This window comes from Staphylococcus sp. AS1337 (assembly GCF_051408735.1).
Taxonomy (GTDB): Bacteria; Bacillota; Bacilli; order Staphylococcales; family Staphylococcaceae; genus Staphylococcus; species Staphylococcus xylosus_B.
The window spans coordinates 48,518-72,664 of sequence record NZ_JBOIHZ010000009.1; the positions used below are offsets into that span (position 1 = coordinate 48,518).

The following is a 24,147-nucleotide window of genomic DNA, read 5'->3' on the forward strand; positions in this document are numbered from 1 at the left end:
TTTAGAAAATTGAAATACGTTTTGTAATTAAAAAGGAAATTTGCTATAGTTATAAAAGTAAGTAGCGTAGTTACTACGTTATTTAAAAACTTATTTATGAAATGGGTGCAAGATAATGCCTGAAAAAGTACGGACATCACCTCAGTATGAATCGTTCCACGAATTATACAAAAATTACACTACAAAAGATCTCACTCAAAAAGCCAAATCTCTAAAATTAACAAATTATAGTAAATTGAATAAAAAAGAACTTGTTCTAGCCATTATGGAAGCACAAATGGAAAAAGACGGAAATTATTATATGGAGGGTATTTTAGATGATATTCAACAAGATGGTTATGGTTTCCTAAGAACAGTTAATTATTCTAAAGGTGAAAAAGATATCTATATTTCTGCTAGTCAAATTCGTCGTTTTGAAATTAAACGTGGAGACAAAGTGACTGGCAAAGTGAGAAAGCCTAAAGATAATGAAAAATACTATGGTTTATTACAAGTTGATTTCGTAAATGGTGAGAATGCAGAAGAAGTTAAAAAACGTCCGCATTTCCAAGCTTTGACACCATTATATCCTGAAGAGCGCATTTTATTAGAGACAACAAAACAAAACTTCTCAACGCGTATTATGGATTTAGTAACACCAATCGGTTTAGGACAACGTGGTTTAATTGTTGCCCCGCCAAAGGCTGGTAAAACATCATTGCTTAAGGAAATTGCAAATGCAATTGCGATAAATAAACCAGATGCAGAGTTATTTGTGTTGCTTGTTGGAGAAAGACCTGAAGAGGTTACAGATTTAGAAAGATCAGTTGAATCTGCAGAAGTAGTGCACTCTACATTTGACGAACCACCACAACATCATGTGAAAGTTGCGGAATTATTATTAGAACGTGCAAAACGTCTAGTAGAAATTGGTAAAGACGTCATCATTTTAATGGATTCAATTACTAGGTTAGCTCGTGCTTATAATCTTGTGATTCCACCTAGTGGTCGTACATTATCTGGTGGTTTAGATCCTGCATCCTTACACAAACCTAAAGCTTTCTTCGGGGCTGCTAGAAATATTGAAGCGGGTGGTAGTATGACAATTTTAGCTACTGCTCTAGTAGATACTGGGTCTCGGATGGATGATATGATTTATGAGGAATTTAAAGGGACAGGAAATATGGAATTACATCTAGATCGTAAGTTAGCTGAACGTCGTGTATTCCCAGCAATCGATATTGGTCGTAGTTCCACTCGTAAAGAAGAATTGCTAATAGATGCAAAAGAGCTTGAGTCATTGTGGCAATTACGTAATATGTTCACAGATTCTACAGATTTTACAGAAAGATTTGTGCGCAAATTGAAACGTACAGATAACAACAAAGAATTCTTTGAGCAGTTACAAAAAGCTGCTAAAGAAAGCACTAAGACAGGTAAACCAATTATTTAATTTGAAATAATTCTGTATATATCTAAGCAATATTTGATTTGGGGTTGCGTTTTATATTTAAAGCCATTATAATTATCAAGTATTGGGTAAAAACTCACAAAAAACTCTGTGCCAGATGGTTCAGGGCAAAGGAGCTGAAAAGTAATGAGACAAAATATTCATCCTGAATATCATAAGGTTATCTTTTTAGATACTACTACGGATTTTAAATTCTTAAGTGGTTCAACTAAATCTTCATCAGAAACTATGACATGGGAAGATGGTAATGAATACCCAGTTATTCGTTTAGACATTTCATCTGATTCACACCCATTCTATACAGGACGTCAAAAATTCGCTGCTGCGGATGGTCGTGTGGAACGTTTCAACAAAAAATTCGGATTCAAATCAAGCAACGAATAATTGTTGTTTTAAAGCATTCTCATATTATGAGGATGCTTTTTTACTTTTACATAAATTTAAATTAAAAATGACATGGCGATATTCAAGAAACTCAGACATAAATAAACGCAATTACTTGAAGATATATCATATTTTAACTTAAAAAATATGATATAATAAACCGATTATGTTTTGAAAAAGGTGGAACGCATAATGTATGAAACTTATCATTCCGGGTGGATTGAATGTATTACTGGAAGTATGTTTAGTGGTAAATCTGAAGAGCTAATACGTCGGTTAAGACGTGGCCTTTACGCTAAACAAAAAGTAGTTGTGTTTAAACCAGCTATAGATGACCGTTATCATAAAGACAAAATTGTTTCTCATAATGGTAATGCGATAGAAGCAATTAATATATCAACAGCAGCAGAAATTTTTAAACACGATTTATCAGATGTAGATGTAATCGGTATAGATGAGGTACAATTTTTTGAAAATGGTATCGTCCATATCGCTGAGCAATTAGCTGAAAAAGGACATAGAGTTATAACAGCTGGTTTAGATATGGATTTTAGAGGCAAACCTTTTGAGCCTATACCAGAGCTATTAGCAGTGAGTGAAGATGTAACGAAATTACAAGCTGTTTGTGCAGTTTGTGGTGCATCTTCAAGTCGTACTCAAAGGTTAATAGATGGTAACCCAGCAAAAATAGATGATCCAGTTATATTAGTTGGTGCAAATGAAAGTTATGAACCGAGATGTAGGGCACATCATATCGTCGCACCGAGTAATGATGAGAAGGAGGAAATGTAGTGTTTGATCAATTAGATATTGTAGAAGAAAGATATGAACAATTAAATGAATTATTAAGTGATCCAGATGTTGTGAGCAACCCAGATAATTTGCGTAATTATTCAAAAGAACAAGCAGACTTACAAAAAACGGTAGAAGTTTACCGTGACTATAAACAAACAAAAGAAGATTTAGCAGAAGTTGAAGAAATGTTACGTGATACAAAGGATAGTGAAGAAATTGAGATGCTAAAAGAAGAGCATCAAACGCTTCAAAATAAAGTCCCTAAATTAGAAGAAGAACTTAAATTCTTACTTATTCCTAAAGATCCTAACGATGAGAAAGATGTTATTGTAGAAATTCGTGCTGCCGCAGGTGGAGATGAAGCTGCTATCTTTGCAGGGGATTTATTTAGAATGTATTCTAAATACGCTGAAGCGCTCAATTACAAGACTGATATTGTAGAAATTACAGAGAGTGATCATGGCGGATATAAAGAAATCAGTTTCTCAGTTTCTGGAAGTGGTGCGTTTAGTAAATTGAAGTATGAGAATGGGGCGCACCGTGTACAACGTGTTCCAGAAACAGAATCTGGTGGCCGTATTCATACTTCAACAGCTACTGTGGCTGTTTTGCCAGAAGTAGAAGATGTGGAAATTGAAGTACGTAATGAAGACTTGAAAATTGATACTTATCGTTCTAGTGGTGCAGGTGGTCAGCACGTAAATACGACAGATTCAGCAGTACGTATTACGCATATTCCAACGGGCATTATTGCGACTTCATCAGAAAAATCTCAAATCCAAAACCGTGAAAAGGCTTTAAAAGTATTAAAAGCACGTTTATTTGATATGAAATTACAAGAAGAACAACAAAAATATGCAGCCCAACGTAAATCTGCAGTCGGTACAGGAGACCGTTCAGAACGTATTAGAACATACAATTATCCTCAAAGCCGTGTAACCGACCACAGAATTGGTTTAACATTACAAAAGTTAGATCAAATTATGGAAGGTAAATTGGATGAAATTATAGATGCTTTAACATTAGCTGAACAAACTGATAAATTGAAAGAACTTAACAATGGTGAATTATAAAACTATTTTAAGCAATGCTAAAGAAAAATGCGTCGACAGAAATATTGAGACGGCTCGAGCTGAATGGTTGATGCTTGATTTGTTTGATTGGTCCAAGGCGCATTATCTAATGCACATGAATGATGAAATATCAGTGTCACATTTAAAAATGTTTGATGAAGCAGAGCGTAGAATGCTAAATGGTGAACCGATACAGTATATTACGGGTAAACAAACTTTTTATGGTGAGATTTTTAATGTGAATAAAAATTGTTTGATCCCTAGACCTGAAACAGAAGAAGTTATGTTACATTTCTATCATCAACTTGAAAAAGGCGATACTGTAGTAGATGTAGGTACAGGAAGTGGTAATATTCCAATTGTACTAAAAAAATTAGATAGCACGCTCAATGTGTATGCAACTGATTTATATCAAAATGCATTAACAGTAGCTGAAGCAAATGCTGAACATCATCAAGTTGAAGTTAAGTTCTTACATGGAGACGGTTTAACACCACTTATAGAACAAGGCGTAAAAGTAAACGGATTAATCTCTAACCCACCGTACATTGATAATGATGAAGCAGAAATGATGGAAGATACAGTGCTGAAATATGAACCACACTCTGCCCTATTCGCAGCAGATAATGGTTACAAAGTTTATGATACAATTTTAGATAGCTTACCAGAAGTCTTACTACCGAATGCCAAAGTAGTATTTGAAATAGGGTTTGCGCAAGGTCCTAAATTAAAAGAAAAGATTATCGCAAAATATCCAACATTAGATGTTCAAATTATAAAAGACATTAATAATAACGATCGTATAATTGCTTTCGTATGGTAAAAAAGTTATGCACTGAACATGGACAATCATGAAAGTGCATAACTTTTTATTTTGCTTTAAAATGAATAATAAGATGAAAGGATGTGCCTAAATGAAAACGCGTATATGGGATTTACGTCAATATGAATATAATTTGACTGCTTATGATGGGATTGAAGATATAAAATCAATTTTTGAAAAGGGTGGATTAATCGCAATTCCAACTGAAACAGTTTATGGATTAGGTGGAGACGCACGTAATAATCAAGCGATTGAAAAAATTTATGAAGCTAAAGGTAGACCTTCTGATAACCCTTTAATTGTTCATATACATGAACTTAATCAATTAAAGTCATTTACTGCTGACTTAGAACCAGAAGTTGAACTATTAATGAATGCGTTTTGGCCAGGACCTATATCCTTTATTTTACCGTTAAGAAAAGGGTACTTATGTAATCGTGTAAGCGGTGGGCTAAATTCTATTGCTGTGCGAATGCCTAGTCATCCTATAGGCAGAGAGTTACTTCAATTAATTGATATTCCTGTTGCTGCGCCTAGTGCAAATTTAAGTGGTAGACCTTCGCCAACGACCTTTGCTCATGTATATCATGATTTAGATGGTCGTATAGATGGGATTGTTAATGGTGACCAAAGTGAAGAGGGGTTAGAAAGTACAGTGTTAGACTGTACACAATATCCTTTTAGAATAGCAAGACCTGGATCAATTACAAAATCAATGATTGAAAAAGTATTACCTAACAGTATTGCCACAGATGTATCGTTGAATACTGACAAGCCGATTGCTCCAGGTATGAAATATAAACATTATTCACCAGACACACCTATAAAAATATTAGAAAATTTTCATAAGAAACCTTCATCAGCTAAGAATTGGAGTAAGGTTGCCTTTATTGTCCCACAAAGTCATCGAGAAATAGTTCCAAATCAAGCAAAATTTATACCATTATGTAAAGATGGTAATGATATTAAAGGCGCCAACCATAACCTTTATCATATATTACATCGATTAGATCAAGATTGCGAAATAGAGCGTGCTTATATCTTTGGCTTTCCATTGAACGATGATACTACTGCAATTATGAATAGAATGATGAAAGCAGCTAACCAAACTGTTATAAAAGGAGACGAATTATGAGAATCGTTTTTGTATGTACAGGGAATACATGTAGAAGTCCTTTAGCAGAAAGTATAGCGAAAGCCAAATTACCTAATCATACTATAGTATCAAGAGGTATTTATGCTATGGATGGTCAACCTATCTCTAAATATTCATTAAATATAATAGAAGAAAAAGGATTGCCAGTACCAGAACATGCGATGTCGTTTACACATAAAGATTTAAATGCAGATTTGATTTTGACCATGAGCCGTTCGCATAAATTAGCTATTCAACAAATGGGTCATGATGCAGCACATGTTTTTACCTTGAACGAATATGTTGGGCTGCATGGAGAAGTCTCAGACCCATTTGGCGGTAATAAAGATGACTACATTAAAATATTTAATGAATTAAATATACTGATAGATAGTTTAAAAAATAAAATATAAAAAAATTAAATTTGTGAAATGAGTATGAGAGCGTTCCTAAATACGTTATAATGATAACGTGTAGCAAATTTGCTGTCAGTCAATTTTGTATGTTGTTAAAGCACCTTGGTATTTACATACTTTTATTCAACTTAATTAAAAGGGGTGGAAGAATGGAAGACTTAAAGTTACTGTTAAACGAGTTAAAAGCACAATCATTTTTTAAAGCTGGTGAGTTATGTCTCATTGGTTGTTCTACATCTGAAGTAATTGGTGAACGTATCGGTAGCGTTGGATCAATGGAAATTGCTCAAGAAATATTTGAAGCATTAAAAGAAATTGAAAACGAAACAGGCGTTTCGTTTGTATTTCAAGGTTGTGAACATATTAATCGTGCAGTGACCATTGAGAAATCAAACTTTAACCCACTGACAATGGAAGAAGTTACAGTTGTGCCAGATGTTCACGCTGGTGGAAGCTTAGCAACTTATGCGTATCAACATATGGTTGATCCAATGGTTGTTGAGCATATTTCTGTACCTAAAGGTATTGATATCGGACAGACTTTAATTGGAATGCATATCAAACATGTGGCTATTCCAGAGCGTACGAGTGTCAAGCAAATTGGTGAAGCAATTGTTACAATCGCTTCTTCAAGACCAAAAAAAATTGGTGGCGAAAGAGCAAAATACAACTAATACAGAAACGAGGGAATTACCAAATGTCATTTATTCAAGAGCAAGATAAGGAAATATATGAAGTGATTCAAAATGAATTTAACCGTCAAAACAACAATATCGAGCTGATTGCTTCAGAAAACTTCGTATCAGAAGCAGTTATGGAAGCGCAAGGTTCAGTATTAACTAACAAATATGCTGAAGGCTACCCAAACAGAAGATACTATGGTGGTTGTGAATTTGTGGATGTTTCAGAAGCTTTAGCGATTGATCGTGCCAAAAAATTATTTGGTGCAGAACATGTTAACGTACAACCACACTCAGGTTCTCAAGCAAATATGGCTGTTTATCTCGTAGCATTAGAACACGGTGATACTGTATTAGGTATGAATTTAAGTCATGGTGGACACTTAACACATGGCGCGCCTGTTAACTTTAGTGGCCAATTTTATAACTTTGTTGAATACGGCGTAGACGAAGAAAATGAACAAATTGACTATGATGAAGTATTAAAAGTAGCCAAAGAACATCAACCTAAATTAATCGTTGCAGGTGCTTCTGCGTATTCAAGAACAATTGATTTTAAACGCTTTAAAGAAATTGCAGACGAAGTAGGCGCAAAATTAATGGTAGATATGGCTCATATTGCAGGTTTAGTAGCAGTTGGTTTACACCCAAATCCTGTAGAACATGCTGATTTTGTAACTACTACAACTCATAAAACATTACGCGGACCTCGTGGTGGAATGATTTTATGTAAAGAAGAATATAAAAAGCAAATCGATAAAACAATCTTCCCAGGTATCCAAGGTGGTCCATTAGAACACGTTATCGCTGCTAAAGCTGTGGCATTTGGGGAAGCATTGCAAGACGACTTTAAGGCATATCAACAACAAGTAATTAACAATGCTAAAACTTTAGCAAATACATTGACTGACGAAGGATTTAGAGTTGTTTCAGGTGGTACTGATAATCATCTTGTTTCTGTAGATGTCAAAGGTTCAGTAGGCATAACTGGTAAAGTTGCTGAAGAAACATTAGATGCTATAGGTATTACATGTAATAAAAATACAATTCCATTTGATCAAGAAAAGCCATTCGTGACAAGCGGAGTTCGTTTAGGTACACCAGCAGCAACAACACGTGGATTTGATGAAGCTGCTTTTGAAGAAGTTGCAAAAATCATTAGCTTAGTTTTAAAAGATCCAGAAAATGAAAAAGTGTTAGAAGAAGGAAAAGAAAGAGTTAAAGCTTTAACTACTAAACATCCTTTATATAACTAAAATTGGAGGAAATAAATTATGGGCAAAGTACATGTTTTTGACCACCCACTTATTCAACACAAATTAAGTTACATTCGAGACGTACATACTGGGACTAAAGAATTTAGAGAGTTAGTAGATGAAGTTGGTATGTTAATGGCATACGAAGTAACAAGAGATTTAGAATTACAAGATGTAGAAATAGAGACACCTGTTACTAAAATGATAGCTAAACGCTTAACAGGCAAAAAATTAGCTTTCGTACCAATTTTAAGAGCTGGTTTAGGTATGACACAAGGCATATTGAACTTAGTACCAGCAGCTAGAATTGGACATGTGGGACTATATAGAGATCCTGAAACACTTGAAGCTGTAGAATACTTTGTAAAATTACCGCAAGACATCGAAGAGAGAGAAATTGTAGTTGTTGATCCTATGTTGGCAACTGGAGCATCAGCTATAGAAGCAATTAACTCACTTAAAAAACGTGGAGCCAAAAATATCCGCTTTATGTGCTTAATTGCAGCGCCTGAAGGTGTGGAAAAATTACAAGAAGCTCACGAAGACGTAGACATTTTCATCGCAGCATTAGACGAGAAATTAGATGAACATGCTTATATTACACCAGGCTTAGGTGATGCAGGAGACCGTTTATTCGGTACAAAATAGTTTCGCCTAGGAGTGGAATAAAATGAAAAAAATAATGACTGTATTTGGGACACGTCCTGAAGCAGTAAAAATGGCGCCTCTTGTACAAGCATTGAAAAATGATGATGAACTAGAGCCGATTGTTGTAGTTTCGGCTCAACATAGGGAAATGCTTGATTCAGTGTTGGAAAGTTTTCATATCACGCCAGATTATGATTTGAATATTATGAAACAAGGGCAATCTTTATCAGAAATTACATCGCGTATTTTACAACGGTTAGAGCATGTCATTCAAGAAGTGAAACCAGATATGATACTGGTTCATGGCGATACTATGACTACTTTTGCTGGAAGTTTAGCTGCTTTATACAATCAAGTACCTATTGGGCATGTTGAAGCTGGCTTACGTACATGGGATAAATATGCGCCATTTCCTGAAGAAATGAATCGACAAATTGTAGGAGTAATGGCAGATTTGAATTTTGCTCCTACTAATAATGCTGCAAATAATCTTATTGCAGAAAACAAACCGCTGGATTCTATAGTAGTAACTGGTAATACAGCAATTGATGCGATGAAGACAACGATTCACGAAAATTATCAATCTGATATTATTTCGAAACATAAAGATAAACGTATCATCCTATTGACTGCGCATAGACGTGAGAATATTGGTGAACCTATGTCACATATTTTTAAAGCAGTAAGAGATATTGTGGATACTTATGAAGATGTTGTTGTTGTTTATCCTATGCATAAGAATCCTCAAGTACGAGAAATTGCTGATATTTATTTATCTGGACATAATCGTATAGAATTAGTCGAACCGTTGGAAGTGGTTGATTTCCATAACTTCGCCCACCAATCGTATTTGATATTGACTGATTCTGGAGGAGTACAAGAAGAAGCGCCATCATTAGGCAAACCAGTGTTAGTTTTAAGAGATACAACTGAAAGGCCAGAAGGTGTAGAAGCTGGCACACTTAAAATAGTAGGTACAAATGAACAAACAGTATTTGAGGCTACAAAACAATTACTTGAAAATCAACAAGTGTATGAAACGATGAGTAGTGCCCGCAATCCTTATGGTGATGGTAATGCATCATTACGAATATGTGAGAATATTAAATATTATTTTCATATAATTTCTGAAAAGCCAGAATCATTCAAATAATAAAAGGTGTTAATGTGTCATTTTTGTGACGATTATGTAAAAAATAAAACTACATTTTGAATAGAATTGACACGTTAACTACCCTATATTATTATTAAAATTGTATGATTGAAATGGTTTTCATAATTGAACGAAAAAGACGAAGTGAGGCACAGTCATGAAACGTTTCAACATCTTTTTTAATAGGTACGTTAAATACTATTTTTATGGTATAATTGTGTTATTAATTGTGTTTATTTTCACATACTCACCATTTGTTTTGGGACTTATAATAGGTACACTCGGATCACTTATTAACACCTTTACTTTCGAATATTATTTAGAGAAAGCAAAAGAGAAAGACAATATACATATATCAACGGGCAATGTTTGGAGATATTTAATAGTGATACTTTCGTGTTGTATTTGGTATTTTTATAAGGATCAAATTAATATTATTGGTGTAGTCATTGGTTTAATGATTTCGTATGTTTTGATTGTTTTCAAACCATTTATACACAAGAAATAAATTTAATATATGAAAGAGGTGAGAAAGCATGAAGCATAAAGACCCTCTTGTCAGTTGGGATGTATTCGGTATAGACATCGTGTTTAACCTATCATCAATTTTGATGTTGGTTATTACATCGGTTATTGTTTTTGTCATAGCTATTATTTGTACACGCAACCTCAAGAAACGTCCGACTGGTAAGCAAAATTTTATCGAGTGGGTTTTTGACTTTGTACGAGGAATTATTGAAAGTAACATGGCTTGGTCCAAGGGTGGTCAATTCCATTTCTTAGCTGTTACATTAATATTTTTCATATTTGTAAGTAATATGCTAGGGCTACCATTTCAATTAATTTCAGGTCATACACTGTGGTGGAAATCACCGACAGCAGATGCCACTGTAACTTTAACACTATCAACATTAGTCATCCTATTGACGCATTATTATGGTGTTAAGATGACAGGTACTAAAGGCTATTTCCGAAACTATACAAAACCTATCTTCTTATTACCAATAAACATTTTTGAAGAATTCACTTCAACGTTAACGCTTGGTTTACGTTTGTACGGTAATATATTTGCAGGTGAGTTATTACTTGGATTATTGTCAGGTTTAGTATTTAGTTTCCCTGCCTGGGGATGGATAATTGGATTGCCTGGACTCGTAGTTTGGCAAGGTTTTTCAATATTCATAGGTACAATTCAAGCATACATTTTTGTAATGCTTTCAATGGTTTATATGTCCCATAAAGTTCAGGACAGTCATTAAATAAAATTAAAAGAAAAAATTAGGAGGATTTTATAAATGAATACAATCGCAGCAGCAATCGCAATCGGCTTATCAGCATTAGGTGCAGGTATCGGTAATGGTCTTATCGTTTCAAGAACAGTAGAAGGTGTAGCACGTCAACCAGAAGCCCGCGGACAATTAATGGGTATTATGTTCATTGGTATTGGTTTAGTTGAGGCATTACCTATCATCGGTGTAGTTATCGCTTTCATGTCACTATAATTCAAACAGTTATTCAGGCGAAGTCACTGTGACTTTCGCCGTTCGTTTTTATAAATATGTCTTATGATGATAATGAATGAAAGGAGTGTCTATGTAAGTGACTGCTACGACAAATATGTTCGTACTTGGTGCAGCTGGAGCAAGCGGTGTGCAATGGGGAACTATTATAGTTACCTGTATAACTTTCGGCATCTTATTACTATTATTGAAAAAATTTGCATGGGGTCCATTAAAAGAAGTAATGGATAAACGTGAGCGTGATATTAATAAAGATATTGATGATGCTGAACAAGCTAAGCTAAATGCACAAAAGTTAGAAGAACAAAATAAACAAACACTAAAAGAAACGCAAGATGAGGTTCAAAGGATTTTAGAAGACTCTAAAATTCAAGCACGTAAACAACATGAAGAAATTATACATGAAGCGAATATCAGAGCAAATGGTATGATTGAAACAGCACAAAATGAAATTAATAGTGAGAAAGAACGTGCAATTGCAGATATCAATAATCAAGTTTCTGAGCTTTCAGTATTAATCGCATCGAAAGTACTTCAAAAAGAAATTTCAGAAAAAGATCAAAAAGCATTAGTTGAAAAGTACATTAAAGAGGCAGGCGATAAGTAATGGCTAAAATAGCAAAAAAATATGCCAAGGCATTATTTGATACTGCTAAAGATGCAGACATCCTTGACGCAATGTATGAAGAATTTTCAACTATTGATAAAGCAGTTCATTCTGAAATAAAGAAGTTACATGAATTGGATAGAGATCCACAAAAAGATGTTGACCAACGTCACCGTTTTGTGAATATTGTTTTTGGCCATGCCAACCAGTATATGCAAAATATGTTGATGATATTAGCTAGTAATCGTCATCTTGGATATATTCATGAAATATACACAGAATTTGAAACTTTATACAACGAACTTCATAATCAAGATTATGCTGTTATCGAATCAGTATATGAACTCTCTGAAGAAGAAGTATCACGTATAGAAGAAATTATAAAAGCACGTACAAAACTTTCTAAAACAATGATTACTAATAAAATTAATCCAGAACTTATCGGTGGTATCAGAGTAAAAGTAGGTACTAAAGTTATGGACGCAAGTTTGAAAAATGATCTTGCACAATTAGAAAAACAATTTACTAGAGTGAAATAAAAATAGAAGGAGTGACATAGATGGCCATTAAAGCTGAAGAAATCAGTGCATTACTTCGCTCACAAATAGAAAATTATGAGTCGGAAATGGCAGTTACTGATGTAGGTACAGTTCTACAAATTGGTGATGGCATCGCTTTAATCCATGGATTAAATGATGTTATGGCTGGTGAGCTAATAGAATTTAAAAGTGGCGTTCTAGGCTTAGCACAAAACTTAGAAGAATCAAATGTAGGTGTCGTTATTTTAGGGCCATACGCTGATATCAAAGAAGGGGACGAAGTAAAACGTACTGGACGTATTATGGAAGTACCTGTAGGTGATGAATTAATCGGTCGTGTGGTTAATCCATTAGGACAAGCTATTGATGGGCAAGGCCCAATCAATACTACTAAAACGCGCCCAGTAGAGAAGAAAGCAACTGGTGTAATGGATCGTAAATCAGTTGACGAGCCACTACAAACAGGTATTAAAGCCATTGATGCGCTTGTACCAATTGGTCGTGGGCAACGTGAATTGATCATCGGTGACCGTCAAACTGGTAAAACAACAGTAGCAATCGATACAATCTTAAACCAAGCTGACCAAGATACAATCTGTATCTATGTTGCAATTGGACAAAAAGATTCAACAGTTCGTGCCAATGTTGAAAAATTACGTCAAGAAGGCGCATTAGATTATACAATTATCGTATCTGCGTCAGCAGCAGATCCAGCTCCAATGCTTTACATAGCGCCATATGCTGGTGTTGCTATGGCTGAGGAATTCATGTTTGCTGGTAAAGATGTATTAATTGTTTATGATGACTTAACGAAACAGGCTGCAGCTTACCGTGAATTATCATTATTATTGCGTAGACCGCCAGGCCGTGAAGCTTATCCAGGTGATGTATTCTACTTACACAGTAGATTACTTGAGAGAGCTGCCAAATTAAATGATGATTTAGGTGGAGGCTCAATTACTGCTTTACCAATTATCGAAACACAAGCTGGTGATATTGCAGCATACGTTCCAACAAACGTAATCTCAATTACTGACGGACAAATCTTCTTACAATCAGATTTATTCTTCTCTGGTGTTAGACCTGCAATTAACGCAGGACAATCCGTATCACGTGTTGGTGGTTCAGCTCAAATTAAAGCAATGAAAAAAGTTGCCGGTACATTACGTTTAGATTTAGCGTCTTATCGTGAATTAGAGTCATTCGCTCAGTTTGGTTCTGATTTAGATGAGTTCACTGCTCAAAAATTAGAGCGTGGTAAACGTACGGTTGAAATCTTGAAACAAGATAAAAATAAACCACTACCTGTAGAAAACCAAGTTTTAATTATTTATGCTTTAACTAAAGGTTATTTAGACGATATCCCTGTTGAAGATATTACACGTTTTGAAAACGAGTTAAATCAATGGGCTAAATCTAATGCGACTGAATTATTAAATGAAATCAGAACTTCAGGTGCGCTTCCTAAAGATGACGCGTTTGAATCTGCAATTAATGAATTCAAAAAAAGTTTTAGTAAATCAGAAGCGTAATAGTTAAAGTTAAATAAAAGGTGGTGAGATAATGGGATCTCTTAAAGAGATTGATACACGTATAAAATCAACCAAAAAAATGAAACAGATTACGAAAGCAATGAACATGGTATCAAGTTCAAAATTGCGTCGTGCTGAAAGTAATACAAAACAATTCAGACCTTATATGGAAAAAATGCAAGATGCTATTACTGCAGTAGCTGGTGCTGATAAAAATTCACATCATCCAATGTTACAACAACGTGAAGTGAAGAAAAGCGGCTACTTAGTGATTACTAGTGATAAAGGCCTTGCAGGTGCATATAACGCAAATGTACTCAAACACCTAGTGAAAGATATAGAGAGTAAACATGCTAGTAAGGATGAATACTCAATCCTAGTCTTAGGACAAACAGGTGTGGATTTTCTTAAAAATAAGGGATATGAAATTCATGAATCGCTGATAGATGTACCAGATCAACCTTCATTTAAAGAAGTACAGGCGATTGCTAAAAAAGCGATTGATTTGTATAGCGAAGAAGTTGTTGATGAGGTTAAAATTTATTTTAGTCATTTCGTTAGTGTATTAGAAAATACGCCTTCAACTAAAACCGTGCTTCCATTGTCTCCTGAAGATTCTAGTTTAGGACATGGTCAAATGTCTTCATATGAGTTTGAACCAGACAAAGAAGCTATATTAAGCGTTATTTTACCTCAATATGTAGAAAGTTTAATATATGGAACAATTTTAGATGCAAAAGCAAGTGAACATGCTACACGTATGACTGCAATGAAAAATGCGTCAGATAATGCGTCAGATATTATTGATGACTTATCAATACAATATAACAGAGCAAGACAAGCAGCGATAACTCAACAAATTACTGAAATCGTTGGTGGTTCAGTAGCGCTTGAATAATTATTAAAGGAGGAAAAAACATGGGATTAGGCCGTGTAACACAAGTTATGGGTCCAGTAATTGATGTTCGTTTTGAGCACAATGAAGTTCCAGAGATTAACAATGCCTTAGTACTTGATGTAGAAAGAGACGAAGGTACTGTTTCTCTTACATTAGAAGTCGCGTTACAATTAGGCGACGATGTAGTTCGTACGATTGCAATGGATTCAACTGATGGTGTTAAACGTGGTACAGAAGTTCGAGATAGTGGTAGCAGTATTAGCGTGCCAGTTGGTGATGCTACACTTGGACGTGTATTTAACGTTTTAGGTGATACAATTGATTTAGATGATAAACTTGAAAGCTCCGTTAAACGTGATCCAATTCATAGAGAATCACCTGCTTTTGACCAATTATCAACAAAAGTTGAAATTTTAGAAACAGGTATCAAAGTAATTGATTTACTTGCACCTTATATTAAAGGTGGTAAAATCGGTTTATTTGGTGGAGCCGGCGTAGGTAAAACGGTATTAATTCAAGAATTAATTAACAATATTGCTCAAGAACATGGTGGTATTTCAGTATTTGCTGGTGTAGGTGAACGTACACGTGAAGGTAATGACTTATACTATGAAATGAGCGATAGTGGTGTTATTAAGAAAACTGCCATGGTGTTTGGTCAAATGAACGAGCCCCCTGGTGCGCGTATGCGTGTTGCATTATCTGGTTTAACAATGGCAGAACATTTCCGTGATGAACAAGGCCAAGATGTTTTACTATTTATTGATAACATTTTCAGATTTACACAAGCTGGTTCAGAAGTATCAGCGTTGTTAGGCCGTATGCCTTCAGCAGTTGGTTATCAACCAACACTTGCTACTGAAATGGGACAATTACAAGAACGTATCACATCAACTACTAAAGGTTCGGTTACTTCTATTCAAGCAGTATTCGTACCAGCGGATGACTATACTGACCCAGCGCCAGCTGCAGTATTTGCTCACTTAGATGCAACAACAAACTTAGAGCGTAAATTAACCGAAATGGGTATTTACCCAGCAGTTGATCCATTAGCATCTACATCAAGAGCACTTGACCCAACAATCGTTGGGCAAGATCATTATGAAATAGCGCGTGATGTACAATCTACATTACAAAAATATAGAGAATTACAAGATATCATTGCTATTTTAGGTATGGATGAATTATCTGAAGAAGATAAACAAACAGTTGAACGTGCACGTCGTATTCAGTTCTTCTTATCACAAAACTTCCACGTAGCTGAACAATTTACTGGTCAAAAAGGATCATACGTACCTGTTCAAAAAACTGTAGAAGGCTTCAAAGCAATTTTAGATGGTGAATATGACCATATCCCAGAAGATGCATTCCGTCTTGTAGGTAGTATGGAAGAAGTAGTTGCCAAAGCTAAAGATATGGGTGTTGAAGTTTAAAAATTAGGAGGTATGGATAATGAACACATTAAGCCTAAATATTGTCACTCCTAATGGTTCTGTTTACGACCGAGAAGATGTTAATCTTGCAGTGTTACAAACTACTGCAGGTGAGATTGGTGTCATGTATGGACATATTCCAACTGTTGCAGCACTTGAAATTGGCTATGTCAAAATAAATTTTGACGGTGGTTCAGAATATATTGCAGTGAGTGAAGGTTTTGTTGAAGTAAGACAAGATAAATTATCAATTATTGTACAAACTGCAGAACCTGCGAAAGAAATAGATGTTGCTAGAGCAGAATTAGCAAAATCTAAAGCAGAATCTCATTTGAATAATGAAGAAGATAGTAGCGATATTAATAGAGCTAAACGTGCTTTAGATCGTGCGAATAACCGTATTCGTGTTGCTAATTTACAATAAATTATGCGTTAAAGTTTCTTAAGTTGTCTTAAACTGTTGATAAAGTCACTGGCTTTATCGACAGTTTTTTTATGTTGTTAGTGAAACACTGTGCTTTGCTATCAAATAGTCATTACTATTCATTTTACAATCATTGATTGACAATATTATTTTTACATAATAGTTACAATGAACTATGCGATTTATGAGTTATCTTTCTTTGGAAAGAATATGAATAATACATTTGAAACGGGGAAAAGATACCATATAAGCAGTGAGAATATCTTAAATAGTACAGTTCTAAAAGTATCATTTCGTTTGTTTTTCATGTAAAATAAATGGACAGTGTAAAGCGAGGAGCATGACTTATGGAATATTTAGGACAATTTTCGATTGTACATCTCATCTTACATGTTATTTGTATTTGTATTGCTTATTGGGCACTAAACGCAGTAAGGTTAGAGCAGTTTTTTAAAAAAGGATTCCCTATGCAAGTTCAAATTTGCATGATTTTCTTAGCGATTTTATTAGGTACTGCTGTAAGTAATTTTATTGTGGATTTACTACAATTTTCAACACAAATAAAATATTTGGCACAATAATTCAAATGCTTGTATATTTTTTTGAATTATAGATATAATTAATAAGAAGTACTTAATGGTTAAAAATTTAAAACGAAATATATAAGTAGTTAAGTGGAGGATTTAAGATGGATATGATAGAAATCAACGGTGGAAGTAGATTAACTGGTGAAGTCAAAGTTTCAGGTGCAAAAAATGCTGTATTACCAGTATTAACTGCTTCTCTATTAGCATCAAAAGGTGTTAGCAAACTTATGAATGTGCCTGCATTAAGTGATGTAGAAACAATTAATAATGTTATTTCAACGTTAAATGCAGACGTTTCTTATAATAAAGAAGAAGAATCTGTTACAGTCGATGCAACAAAGCAACTAAATGAAGAAGCACCATACGAATATGTGAGTAAAATGAGAGCAAGTATTCTTGTTATGGGCCCTTTATTGGCACGTTTAGGTCATGCAAAAGTTGCCTTACCAGGTGGGTGTGCGATTGGTTCTAGACCTATTGAACAACATATTAAAGGTTTCCAAGAATTAGGCGCAGACATTCATATGGATGGCGGTTTTATTTATGCTAGTACTGAAAATGGTTTAAAAGGAACAACAATCCATTTAGATTTTCCAAGTGTAGGTGCTACACAAAATATAATCATGGCAGCATCTTTAGCAGATGGTAAAACAGTATTAGAAAATGTTGCTCGTGAACCTGAAATCGTTGATTTAGCTAATTACATAAATGAAATGGGAGGAAATGTTACTGGAGCAGGAACAGACACAATTATTATACACGGCGTAGATGAGTTACATGGTGTTGAACATGCGATTATTCCTGATAGAATTGAAGCCGGTACATTGCTAATTGCTGGTGCAATTACTCGTGGTGACGTTTTAGTTAATGGTGCGATTAAAGAGCATATGACAAGCTTAGTATATAAATTAGAGGAAATGGGTGTCAATTTAGATTATCAAGATGACGCGATTCGAGTGACAGTTGAAGATGAACTAAAACCAGTAGATATCAAAACATTACCTCACCCTGGTTTTCCTACTGACATGCAATCTCAAATGATGGCTTTATTACTTACAGCTGAAGGCCATAAAGTGGTTACTGAAACAGTATTTGAAAATAGATTTATGCATGTAGGCGAATTTAAGCGCATGAATGCTAAAATCACAGTTGAAGGTAGAAGCGCTAAAATAGAAGGTAAAAGTCAGCTACAAGGAGCACAAGTAAAAGCAACCGACTTACGTGCCGCAGCTGCATTGATTTTAGCTGGTTTAGTAGCAGATGGCAAAACCCAAGTTACTGAATTAAAACATTTAGATAGAGGTTATGTTGATTTGCATGGTAAGTTAAACGCATTAGGTGCAGATATTAGACGTATAGACAATTAAAATCTTGCTACAATAATTAATGAATTGCAACGAAAGAAGATTTGGAGGAAGAAAACAATGGAAACAATTTTTGATTACAATGAAATAAAAGAAATTATACCACATAGACAACCTTTTTTATTAATCGATCGTGTGGTTGAATATGAAGCAGGTGAACGCTGCGTCGCAATTAAACAAGTTTCTGGTAATGAACCATTTTTCCAAGGCCATTTCCCTGATTACGCTGTTATGCCTGGTGTATTGATAACAGAAGCACTGGCACAAACAGGTGCAGTAGCTATCTTAAATAGTGAAGAAAATAAAGGAAAGTTAGCACTATTTGCAGGTATAGATAAATGTAGATTTAAGAAACAAGTAACTCCTGGTGATACATTAAAACTAGAAGTTGAAATTACTAAAATGCGTGGACCAATTGGTAAAGGTAATGCCAAGGCTACAGTAGATGGTCAATTGGCTTGTAGTTGTGAATTAACGTTTGCCATTCAAGCTAAATAAATAAAAGCCTCAAGGTTTAGGTGTATCATACACCAGCCTTGAGGCTTTTCTATTTTTCTATTTTTTCATCTTTTAGACGTGGTTTCGATTGCATCATTCGATTAAATGATTTTTTTAGTTCTTCGCCAGTTAATCCTTCATCAATTAATTGTTCTAATAAGCTTTCTGCATAAACTTGTCTAAGTGTATAAATATGACATTCAAAAACGACAGAAATAGAATGTTCAAGTTTACTGATATTTTTTATAGTTGCGTCAAAAAGTGCCGGATCATTTGCAGGGCGTGTAATAACCACTCGTATATCTAATAACGTTTCATCTTCCATATACGTTTTCATTGTTTCATAATGAAAATCTGAAATAACAATTTCTAATAACCAGCCAGTACCACTATTTTCTTTATTGATTATAACTCCATCTTCTAATTCGTATTCAGTGACACCACCACTTTCTGATACGATTTGAAATCGAACAGCTTTAAATGATTTCATCGTCCTCACATCCATTTAATAAATTTAAATTCTACAATTATTTCATTTATACAATCATTATAACGTAATTTTAAATAGTAGAGGTGAATTTTGTAGAATTTAGTGTGAATTCACTTTTAAATTCTAGTATTAATGTATTTTGACCTGTGATTTGAAAATGATTAGTATAAAGTTATAAAGGAGGTGACATATGATTAACAACATTGTCATAGTAGGGAGATTAACCAAAGACCCTAAAATTTATGAAAAGGAGGGGAATAAATTAGCTACAATGTGTGTAGCGATAACAAGAAATTATAGAGATAAGGATCAAAATACCATTTGTGATTATCTATATTGTAAGGCAATTGGTAAAATAGCTAATAATATCGAACTATATTTAAATAAAGGATCACTTGTGGGAATTACTGGTCAAATGCAATCAAGAAAATATGAAAAAGAAGGGCAGATGCATTTTATATCAGAACTTTTTATTGAAACGATTAAATTTATGTCTCCGAGAAATAAAGATGAAATTAGTGAATTTCATGAAATATTCCCTATAGATCAAGTTTGTAATTCAACTAAAGAAAAAAGTCTACAAGATAATGAAATATACGAAATTGTATAATACTCCCAATTTAAACCAACCTCAAAATTAACCCACCCAAATCTATATACATTAAATCCTACTATCAATTATACTTCTTCAGGCTATTCCTCTTAATATAAGTAAAAAAGAGGGATAGCTTTTTAAATATAAAGAGTTTTGAGAAATAGGAAAGAAATATAGGCATTAATCATCCAGAATAATCAGATAAATTACAATTACATTACATACTATATAACGATGAAATATTCTGGAAAACCTTCACAGTAGTATTTAAGTAGAAAAAATTAATTTTAAAATATATTTATATGTAATTTAATCGTAAAAAAACTACAGATTTTTTCATTTCTCTGTAACCTACTATGGTTTTATGAATGTTATAGTTGTACTTGCAAATTAATCATAAATAACTTATTTACCTTATAGGAGGACTTTTTTACAATGAAAAAAACAGTAATCGCATCAACTTTAGCAGTAGGACTCGGAGTAACAGGATTTGCAGCAGGAAATTCAGCTGACGCTGCTGAACAAGGTGTAGACAAAGCTCAATTAGCGCAACAAGCACTAACTAATCCAGAATCATTAAACGAAGCACCAGTTCAAGAAGGTGCGTATGACATTAATTTCACATATAATAATACAAATTTTAATTTTTCTTCAGACGGTGAAAACTTTAGCTGGAGCTACGGAGAAGGTTCAAGCGAAGAATCAAACACGTCAGTAGAACAAACTACAGATAATAATGCACAAGAAGAGCAAGCTCAACCAGCTCAAACTGCTACAGAGCAACCAGCACAAGAAGCAGCACCTCAAGAAGAAACAACACAACAACCACAACAAGAAGCAACTTCACAACCTTCTTCTAGTTCAAATGAAGCTTCAGAAGGTTCATCAGGTGTAAATGCACACTTACAACAAATTGCACAACGTGAATCAGGTGGCGATATTCATGCTACAAACCCATCATCAGGTGCTTCAGGTAAGTTCCAATTTTTACAAAGCACATGGGATTCAGTAGCACCAGCTCAATATCAAGGTCAACCAGCTGGTAATGCACCAGAAGCAGTACAAGACGCTGCAGCGCAAAAATTATATGATGAAGTTGGCGCTTCACAATGGGTAACTGCATAATTTAACAGTAACCAAATAAAGTATCTTATTAAAGCCCTCGACATAACTATATGTCGAGGGCTTTTTAGCGTATAGACAACACACTAGTGGAGTGTATAAAGTTAAAGATTAATATAATTTATAAAATAGTCATATTTCTAGGGGATAAATTAATCTAATGAAATCATTTTAACTTAATATAATTTTACCCCTTCGTTTTATATAAACTGTTTTATTGCAATAGGTGATATACTTTGATATGTTTTAGATAAATATAATATATAAAAATCTACTAGGGGAGCCTTTTGGCTGAGATGATTTACATCAGACCCTTACAACCTGATTTGGTTAATACCAACGTAGGAAAGTAGTTTAATTATAGTTAAATTGCTATACCTTTCTATTAATTAACTACATTCCTAGTTGGAATGTAGTTTTTATTTATAGGAGGAAATCATTTGTTATTTTCAGAAACGTTAAAGAAAGAGTCACAAAATATTATAGATGATATTTATAATGATCCATTTATTCAAGAAATGTTGAACGGTAATTTGCCTATTGAGGCAACAAAATTTTATTTACGTGCCGACGCATCGTATCTAAAGGAATTTGCTAATATATATGCATTGCTTATTCCAAAAATGAATAAATTAGAAGACGTGAAATTTTTAGTGGAACAAATTCAGTTTATTGTTGATGGTGAAGTGGCAGCACATGAAATATTAGCTGAATATATTGGAGAAAATTATGATGATATTGTAAGTGAAAAAGTATGGCCACCAAGTGGTGATCATTACATTAAGCATATGTATTTTAATGCGTATGCAAAGGAAAATGCAGCATATACGATTGCTGCTATGGCACCCTGTCCTTATGTTTATCAAGTGATTGCTCAACGTGCTTTAGAAGATAATCAATTAAATAAAGATTCGATATTAGCAAAATGGTTCGATTTTTATAGCACTGAAATGGATGAATTGGTTGATGTATTTGATAAATTATTGAATAAATTAACTGAAGCATGTACTGTGGATGAAAAGCATGAAATAAAAATGTGTTTTTTACAAAGTACAATTCATGAACGTAATTTCTTTAATATGTCATATATCGAAGAAGATTGGTTATATGGAGGGGAATAGAATGAAAAAACCAAAAATTGCTTTAACCATTGCAGGTACTGACCCAACTGGTGGCGCCGGCGTTATGGCAGATTTAAAATCTTTTCATGCTTGTGGCGTGTACGGGATGGCCACTATAACGAGTATTGTAGCTCAAAATACGAAAGGTGTACAACATATACACAATTTAGAAACACAATGGTTATCTGAACAACTTAGCAGTGTTTTTGATGATGAGTTACCACATGCAATTAAAACAGGGATGATTGCATCAAAAGATATGATGAAAGTTATTCAAGAGTATTTAGTAACGTATCCTGATATACCATATGTTATAGATCCAGTTATGCTAGCAAAAAGTGGAGATTCATTGATGGATGATGATGCTAAAAAGGATTTACAAAATATTTTATTACCTTTTGCTACAGTCGCAACGCCTAATTTACCTGAAGCAGAAGAAATCACTGGATTGACGATAGATGATGAAGCGTCTATTTATAAAGCCGGTAAAATTTTTATAAATGAAATTGGTAGTAAAGGTGTAGTGATTAAAGGTGGGCATGCAGAAGATTTAGATAGAGCTAAAGACTACTTATTCACCAAGGATAATGTTTATACCTTTGAAGAGCCACGTTATGAAACGAAACATACACATGGTACAGGATGTACATTTTCAGCGGTAATCACAGCGGAACTAGCCAAAGGTAAATCAATTTATGAAGCGGTAAAAAAAGCCAAAGCCTTTATTTCGTTAAGTATAAAATACACACCTGAAATTGGTCAGGGTAGAGGGCCGGTAAACCATTTTGCATATATGAAGAAAGTAGGTTTAGATGATGAGTAGCTTGAATCTATTAAGGGAAAATAATCCGTTAGTTATTTGTTACACGAATGATGTTGTGAAGAATTTTACAGCCAATGGCTTATTAAGTTTAGGTGCAAGTCCAGCTATGAGCGAAGCACCGGAAGAAGCGGTTGATATGCTTACTTATGCAAATGCACTACTAATAAATATTGGTACACTGACAAAATCAAGAGAAGTAGATATTTTAAAGATTGCTAAAACGGCAAATCAAATAGGGACTCCCGTTGTTTTTGATCCTGTAGCGGTAGGAGCGTCTCAATATAGAAAAGATTTTTGCGCGACTTTCTTGAGAGAAATTGATGTTGCCGTAATCAAAGGTAATGCATCAGAAGTATTAGCATTGATGGATGCGGACACAACAATGAAAGGGACAGATAGTGACCAAGATTTGGATGCAATTACTATTGCTAAAAATGCATATAATCAATTTAATACAGCGATAGCCATAACAGGAGAAAATGATATTGTAATTCAGGACAATAAAATTTATAAATTATCTAATGGGTCACCATTACTTGCAAAAGTAACAGGTGCAGGATGTCTATTGGGTGCAGTTATAGCTAGTTTTTTAAATAAAGATAAAAAAGTGACTACGGAAATGTTGATAGAATCTATTTCAATTTATAATATAGCTTCAGAACATGCTGAACAAAATTCAAAAAATAACGGACCTGGGTCATTTATGATTGAATTACTAAATGCACTTTATCATATTAAATACGATGACTATTTAAAATTGAGTAATAGACAAGAGGTGTAA

General features: G+C 34.2%; 29 protein-coding genes and 1 riboswitch. Of the genes, 28 read left to right on the forward strand and 1 reads right to left on the reverse strand.

Annotation, left to right across the window (positions count from 1 at the left end; genetic code table 11):
* Positions 1 to 115 precede the first annotated feature (115 nt).
* The 23 genes from rho (at position 116) to fabZ (ending at position 19,215) form a co-directional block, all read left to right on the forward strand.
* Positions 116 to 1,432: a transcription termination factor Rho gene (gene rho / locus ACSUE0_RS12450; protein WP_017722077.1), complete on the forward strand. Its 1,317-nt coding sequence runs from the start codon at positions 116 to 118 to the stop codon at positions 1,430 to 1,432.
* Between the two features lie 144 nt (positions 1,433 to 1,576).
* Positions 1,577 to 1,834, forward strand: a complete 258-nt coding sequence (locus tag ACSUE0_RS12455; RefSeq protein ID WP_017722078.1) for a type B 50S ribosomal protein L31 — start codon at positions 1,577 to 1,579, stop codon at positions 1,832 to 1,834.
* Between the two features lie 192 nt (positions 1,835 to 2,026).
* Positions 2,027 to 2,626 (forward strand): thymidine kinase, encoded by a 600-nt coding sequence (locus ACSUE0_RS12460; RefSeq protein WP_017722079.1) that lies wholly within the window; start codon positions 2,027 to 2,029, stop codon positions 2,624 to 2,626.
* Complete coding sequence (gene prfA / locus ACSUE0_RS12465) at positions 2,626 to 3,702, forward strand: peptide chain release factor 1 (RefSeq protein ID WP_017722080.1); 1,077 nt, start codon at positions 2,626 to 2,628, stop codon at positions 3,700 to 3,702. Before ACSUE0_RS12460 ends, prfA begins: the two co-directional genes overlap by 1 nt.
* Positions 3,689 to 4,525 (forward strand): peptide chain release factor N(5)-glutamine methyltransferase, encoded by an 837-nt coding sequence (gene prmC / locus ACSUE0_RS12470; protein ID WP_119614927.1) that lies wholly within the window; start codon positions 3,689 to 3,691, stop codon positions 4,523 to 4,525. Before prfA ends, prmC begins: the two co-directional genes overlap by 14 nt.
* A gap of 91 nt (positions 4,526 to 4,616) precedes the next feature.
* The gene (locus ACSUE0_RS12475; protein WP_436957588.1) at positions 4,617 to 5,660 is read left to right on the forward strand and encodes an L-threonylcarbamoyladenylate synthase; all 1,044 of its coding nucleotides are present in this window, start codon (positions 4,617 to 4,619) and stop codon (positions 5,658 to 5,660) included.
* Positions 5,657 to 6,073: a low molecular weight protein arginine phosphatase gene (locus ACSUE0_RS12480; RefSeq protein ID WP_436957590.1), complete on the forward strand. Its 417-nt coding sequence runs from the start codon at positions 5,657 to 5,659 to the stop codon at positions 6,071 to 6,073. Before ACSUE0_RS12475 ends, ACSUE0_RS12480 begins: the two co-directional genes overlap by 4 nt.
* A gap of 152 nt (positions 6,074 to 6,225) precedes the next feature.
* A complete protein-coding gene (locus ACSUE0_RS12485; protein ID WP_119614801.1) occupies positions 6,226 to 6,750 on the forward strand; it encodes a TIGR01440 family protein in 525 nt (174 codons plus the stop codon).
* A 23-nt stretch (positions 6,751 to 6,773) separates the two neighbouring features.
* Entirely contained in the window at positions 6,774 to 8,012 is a 1,239-nt protein-coding gene (gene glyA, locus ACSUE0_RS12490; protein ID WP_119614802.1) for a serine hydroxymethyltransferase, read from the forward strand.
* An 18-nt stretch (positions 8,013 to 8,030) separates the two neighbouring features.
* Entirely contained in the window at positions 8,031 to 8,660 is a 630-nt protein-coding gene (gene upp, locus ACSUE0_RS12495; RefSeq protein ID WP_017722086.1) for a uracil phosphoribosyltransferase, read from the forward strand.
* A gap of 22 nt (positions 8,661 to 8,682) precedes the next feature.
* On the forward strand, positions 8,683 to 9,813 hold the full coding sequence (wecB, locus tag ACSUE0_RS12500) for a non-hydrolyzing UDP-N-acetylglucosamine 2-epimerase (protein ID WP_119614803.1): 1,131 nt from the start codon (positions 8,683 to 8,685) through the stop codon (positions 9,811 to 9,813).
* A gap of 157 nt (positions 9,814 to 9,970) precedes the next feature.
* On the forward strand, positions 9,971 to 10,321 hold the full coding sequence (locus tag ACSUE0_RS12505; RefSeq protein ID WP_119614804.1) for an ATP synthase subunit I: 351 nt from the start codon (positions 9,971 to 9,973) through the stop codon (positions 10,319 to 10,321).
* A gap of 28 nt (positions 10,322 to 10,349) precedes the next feature.
* Entirely contained in the window at positions 10,350 to 11,072 is a 723-nt protein-coding gene (gene atpB, locus ACSUE0_RS12510) for a F0F1 ATP synthase subunit A (RefSeq protein WP_119614805.1), read from the forward strand.
* A 36-nt stretch (positions 11,073 to 11,108) separates the two neighbouring features.
* Positions 11,109 to 11,315, forward strand: a complete 207-nt coding sequence (gene atpE, locus ACSUE0_RS12515; RefSeq protein ID WP_017722089.1) for a F0F1 ATP synthase subunit C — start codon at positions 11,109 to 11,111, stop codon at positions 11,313 to 11,315.
* A 97-nt stretch (positions 11,316 to 11,412) separates the two neighbouring features.
* Positions 11,413 to 11,940: a F0F1 ATP synthase subunit B gene (locus ACSUE0_RS12520; RefSeq protein ID WP_017722090.1), complete on the forward strand. Its 528-nt coding sequence runs from the start codon at positions 11,413 to 11,415 to the stop codon at positions 11,938 to 11,940.
* On the forward strand, positions 11,940 to 12,479 hold the full coding sequence (locus tag ACSUE0_RS12525) for a F0F1 ATP synthase subunit delta (RefSeq protein ID WP_119603883.1): 540 nt from the start codon (positions 11,940 to 11,942) through the stop codon (positions 12,477 to 12,479). Before ACSUE0_RS12520 ends, ACSUE0_RS12525 begins: the two co-directional genes overlap by 1 nt.
* 20 nt (positions 12,480 to 12,499) lie before the next feature.
* A complete protein-coding gene (gene atpA / locus ACSUE0_RS12530; RefSeq protein WP_119614806.1) occupies positions 12,500 to 14,011 on the forward strand; it encodes a F0F1 ATP synthase subunit alpha in 1,512 nt (503 codons plus the stop codon).
* Between the two features lie 31 nt (positions 14,012 to 14,042).
* Positions 14,043 to 14,909 (forward strand): ATP synthase F1 subunit gamma, encoded by an 867-nt coding sequence (gene atpG / locus ACSUE0_RS12535; protein WP_017722093.1) that lies wholly within the window; start codon positions 14,043 to 14,045, stop codon positions 14,907 to 14,909.
* Positions 14,910 to 14,929: 20 nt separating this feature from the next.
* Entirely contained in the window at positions 14,930 to 16,342 is a 1,413-nt protein-coding gene (atpD, locus tag ACSUE0_RS12540) for a F0F1 ATP synthase subunit beta (RefSeq protein WP_017722094.1), read from the forward strand.
* 19 nt (positions 16,343 to 16,361) lie between these two features.
* Positions 16,362 to 16,766: a F0F1 ATP synthase subunit epsilon gene (locus ACSUE0_RS12545; RefSeq protein ID WP_119614807.1), complete on the forward strand. Its 405-nt coding sequence runs from the start codon at positions 16,362 to 16,364 to the stop codon at positions 16,764 to 16,766.
* Positions 16,767 to 17,113: 347 nt separating this feature from the next.
* Positions 17,114 to 17,347, forward strand: coding sequence for a DUF1146 family protein (locus ACSUE0_RS12550; RefSeq protein ID WP_017722096.1), 234 nt, complete (start codon positions 17,114 to 17,116; stop codon positions 17,345 to 17,347).
* A 107-nt stretch (positions 17,348 to 17,454) separates the two neighbouring features.
* Positions 17,455 to 18,720 carry a UDP-N-acetylglucosamine 1-carboxyvinyltransferase gene (gene murA / locus ACSUE0_RS12555; protein WP_119614016.1) on the forward strand — a complete coding sequence of 422 codons (1,266 nt, stop codon included), beginning with the start codon at positions 17,455 to 17,457 and terminating at the stop codon, positions 18,718 to 18,720.
* 57 nt (positions 18,721 to 18,777) lie between these two features.
* On the forward strand, positions 18,778 to 19,215 hold the full coding sequence (gene fabZ / locus ACSUE0_RS12560) for a 3-hydroxyacyl-ACP dehydratase FabZ (RefSeq protein WP_017722098.1): 438 nt from the start codon (positions 18,778 to 18,780) through the stop codon (positions 19,213 to 19,215).
* Positions 19,216 to 19,264: 49 nt separating this feature from the next.
* Here fabZ and ACSUE0_RS12565 read toward each other — a convergent pair whose 3' ends face one another.
* A complete protein-coding gene (locus ACSUE0_RS12565; protein WP_017722099.1) occupies positions 19,265 to 19,705 on the reverse strand; it encodes a YwpF-like family protein in 441 nt (146 codons plus the stop codon).
* A 190-nt stretch (positions 19,706 to 19,895) separates the two neighbouring features.
* On the opposite strand from ACSUE0_RS12565, the gene ACSUE0_RS12570 reads away from it, so the two are divergent.
* The 5 genes from ACSUE0_RS12570 (at position 19,896) to thiM (ending at position 24,147) form a co-directional block, all read left to right on the forward strand.
* Positions 19,896 to 20,315: a single-stranded DNA-binding protein gene (locus ACSUE0_RS12570; RefSeq protein ID WP_119614015.1), complete on the forward strand. Its 420-nt coding sequence runs from the start codon at positions 19,896 to 19,898 to the stop codon at positions 20,313 to 20,315.
* 420 nt (positions 20,316 to 20,735) lie between these two features.
* Complete coding sequence (locus ACSUE0_RS12575) at positions 20,736 to 21,425, forward strand: transglycosylase family protein (RefSeq protein ID WP_436957596.1); 690 nt, start codon at positions 20,736 to 20,738, stop codon at positions 21,423 to 21,425.
* 263 nt (positions 21,426 to 21,688) lie between these two features.
* Positions 21,689 to 21,787: riboswitch (TPP riboswitch) on the forward strand.
* Between the two features lie 75 nt (positions 21,788 to 21,862).
* Positions 21,863 to 22,543, forward strand: coding sequence for a thiaminase II (tenA, locus tag ACSUE0_RS12580; protein ID WP_436957598.1), 681 nt, complete (start codon positions 21,863 to 21,865; stop codon positions 22,541 to 22,543).
* Position 22,544: 1 nt separating this feature from the next.
* The gene (gene thiD, locus ACSUE0_RS12585; RefSeq protein WP_119614012.1) at positions 22,545 to 23,366 is read left to right on the forward strand and encodes a bifunctional hydroxymethylpyrimidine kinase/phosphomethylpyrimidine kinase; all 822 of its coding nucleotides are present in this window, start codon (positions 22,545 to 22,547) and stop codon (positions 23,364 to 23,366) included.
* On the forward strand, positions 23,359 to 24,147 hold the full coding sequence (gene thiM, locus ACSUE0_RS12590; RefSeq protein ID WP_119614011.1) for a hydroxyethylthiazole kinase: 789 nt from the start codon (positions 23,359 to 23,361) through the stop codon (positions 24,145 to 24,147). Before thiD ends, thiM begins: the two co-directional genes overlap by 8 nt.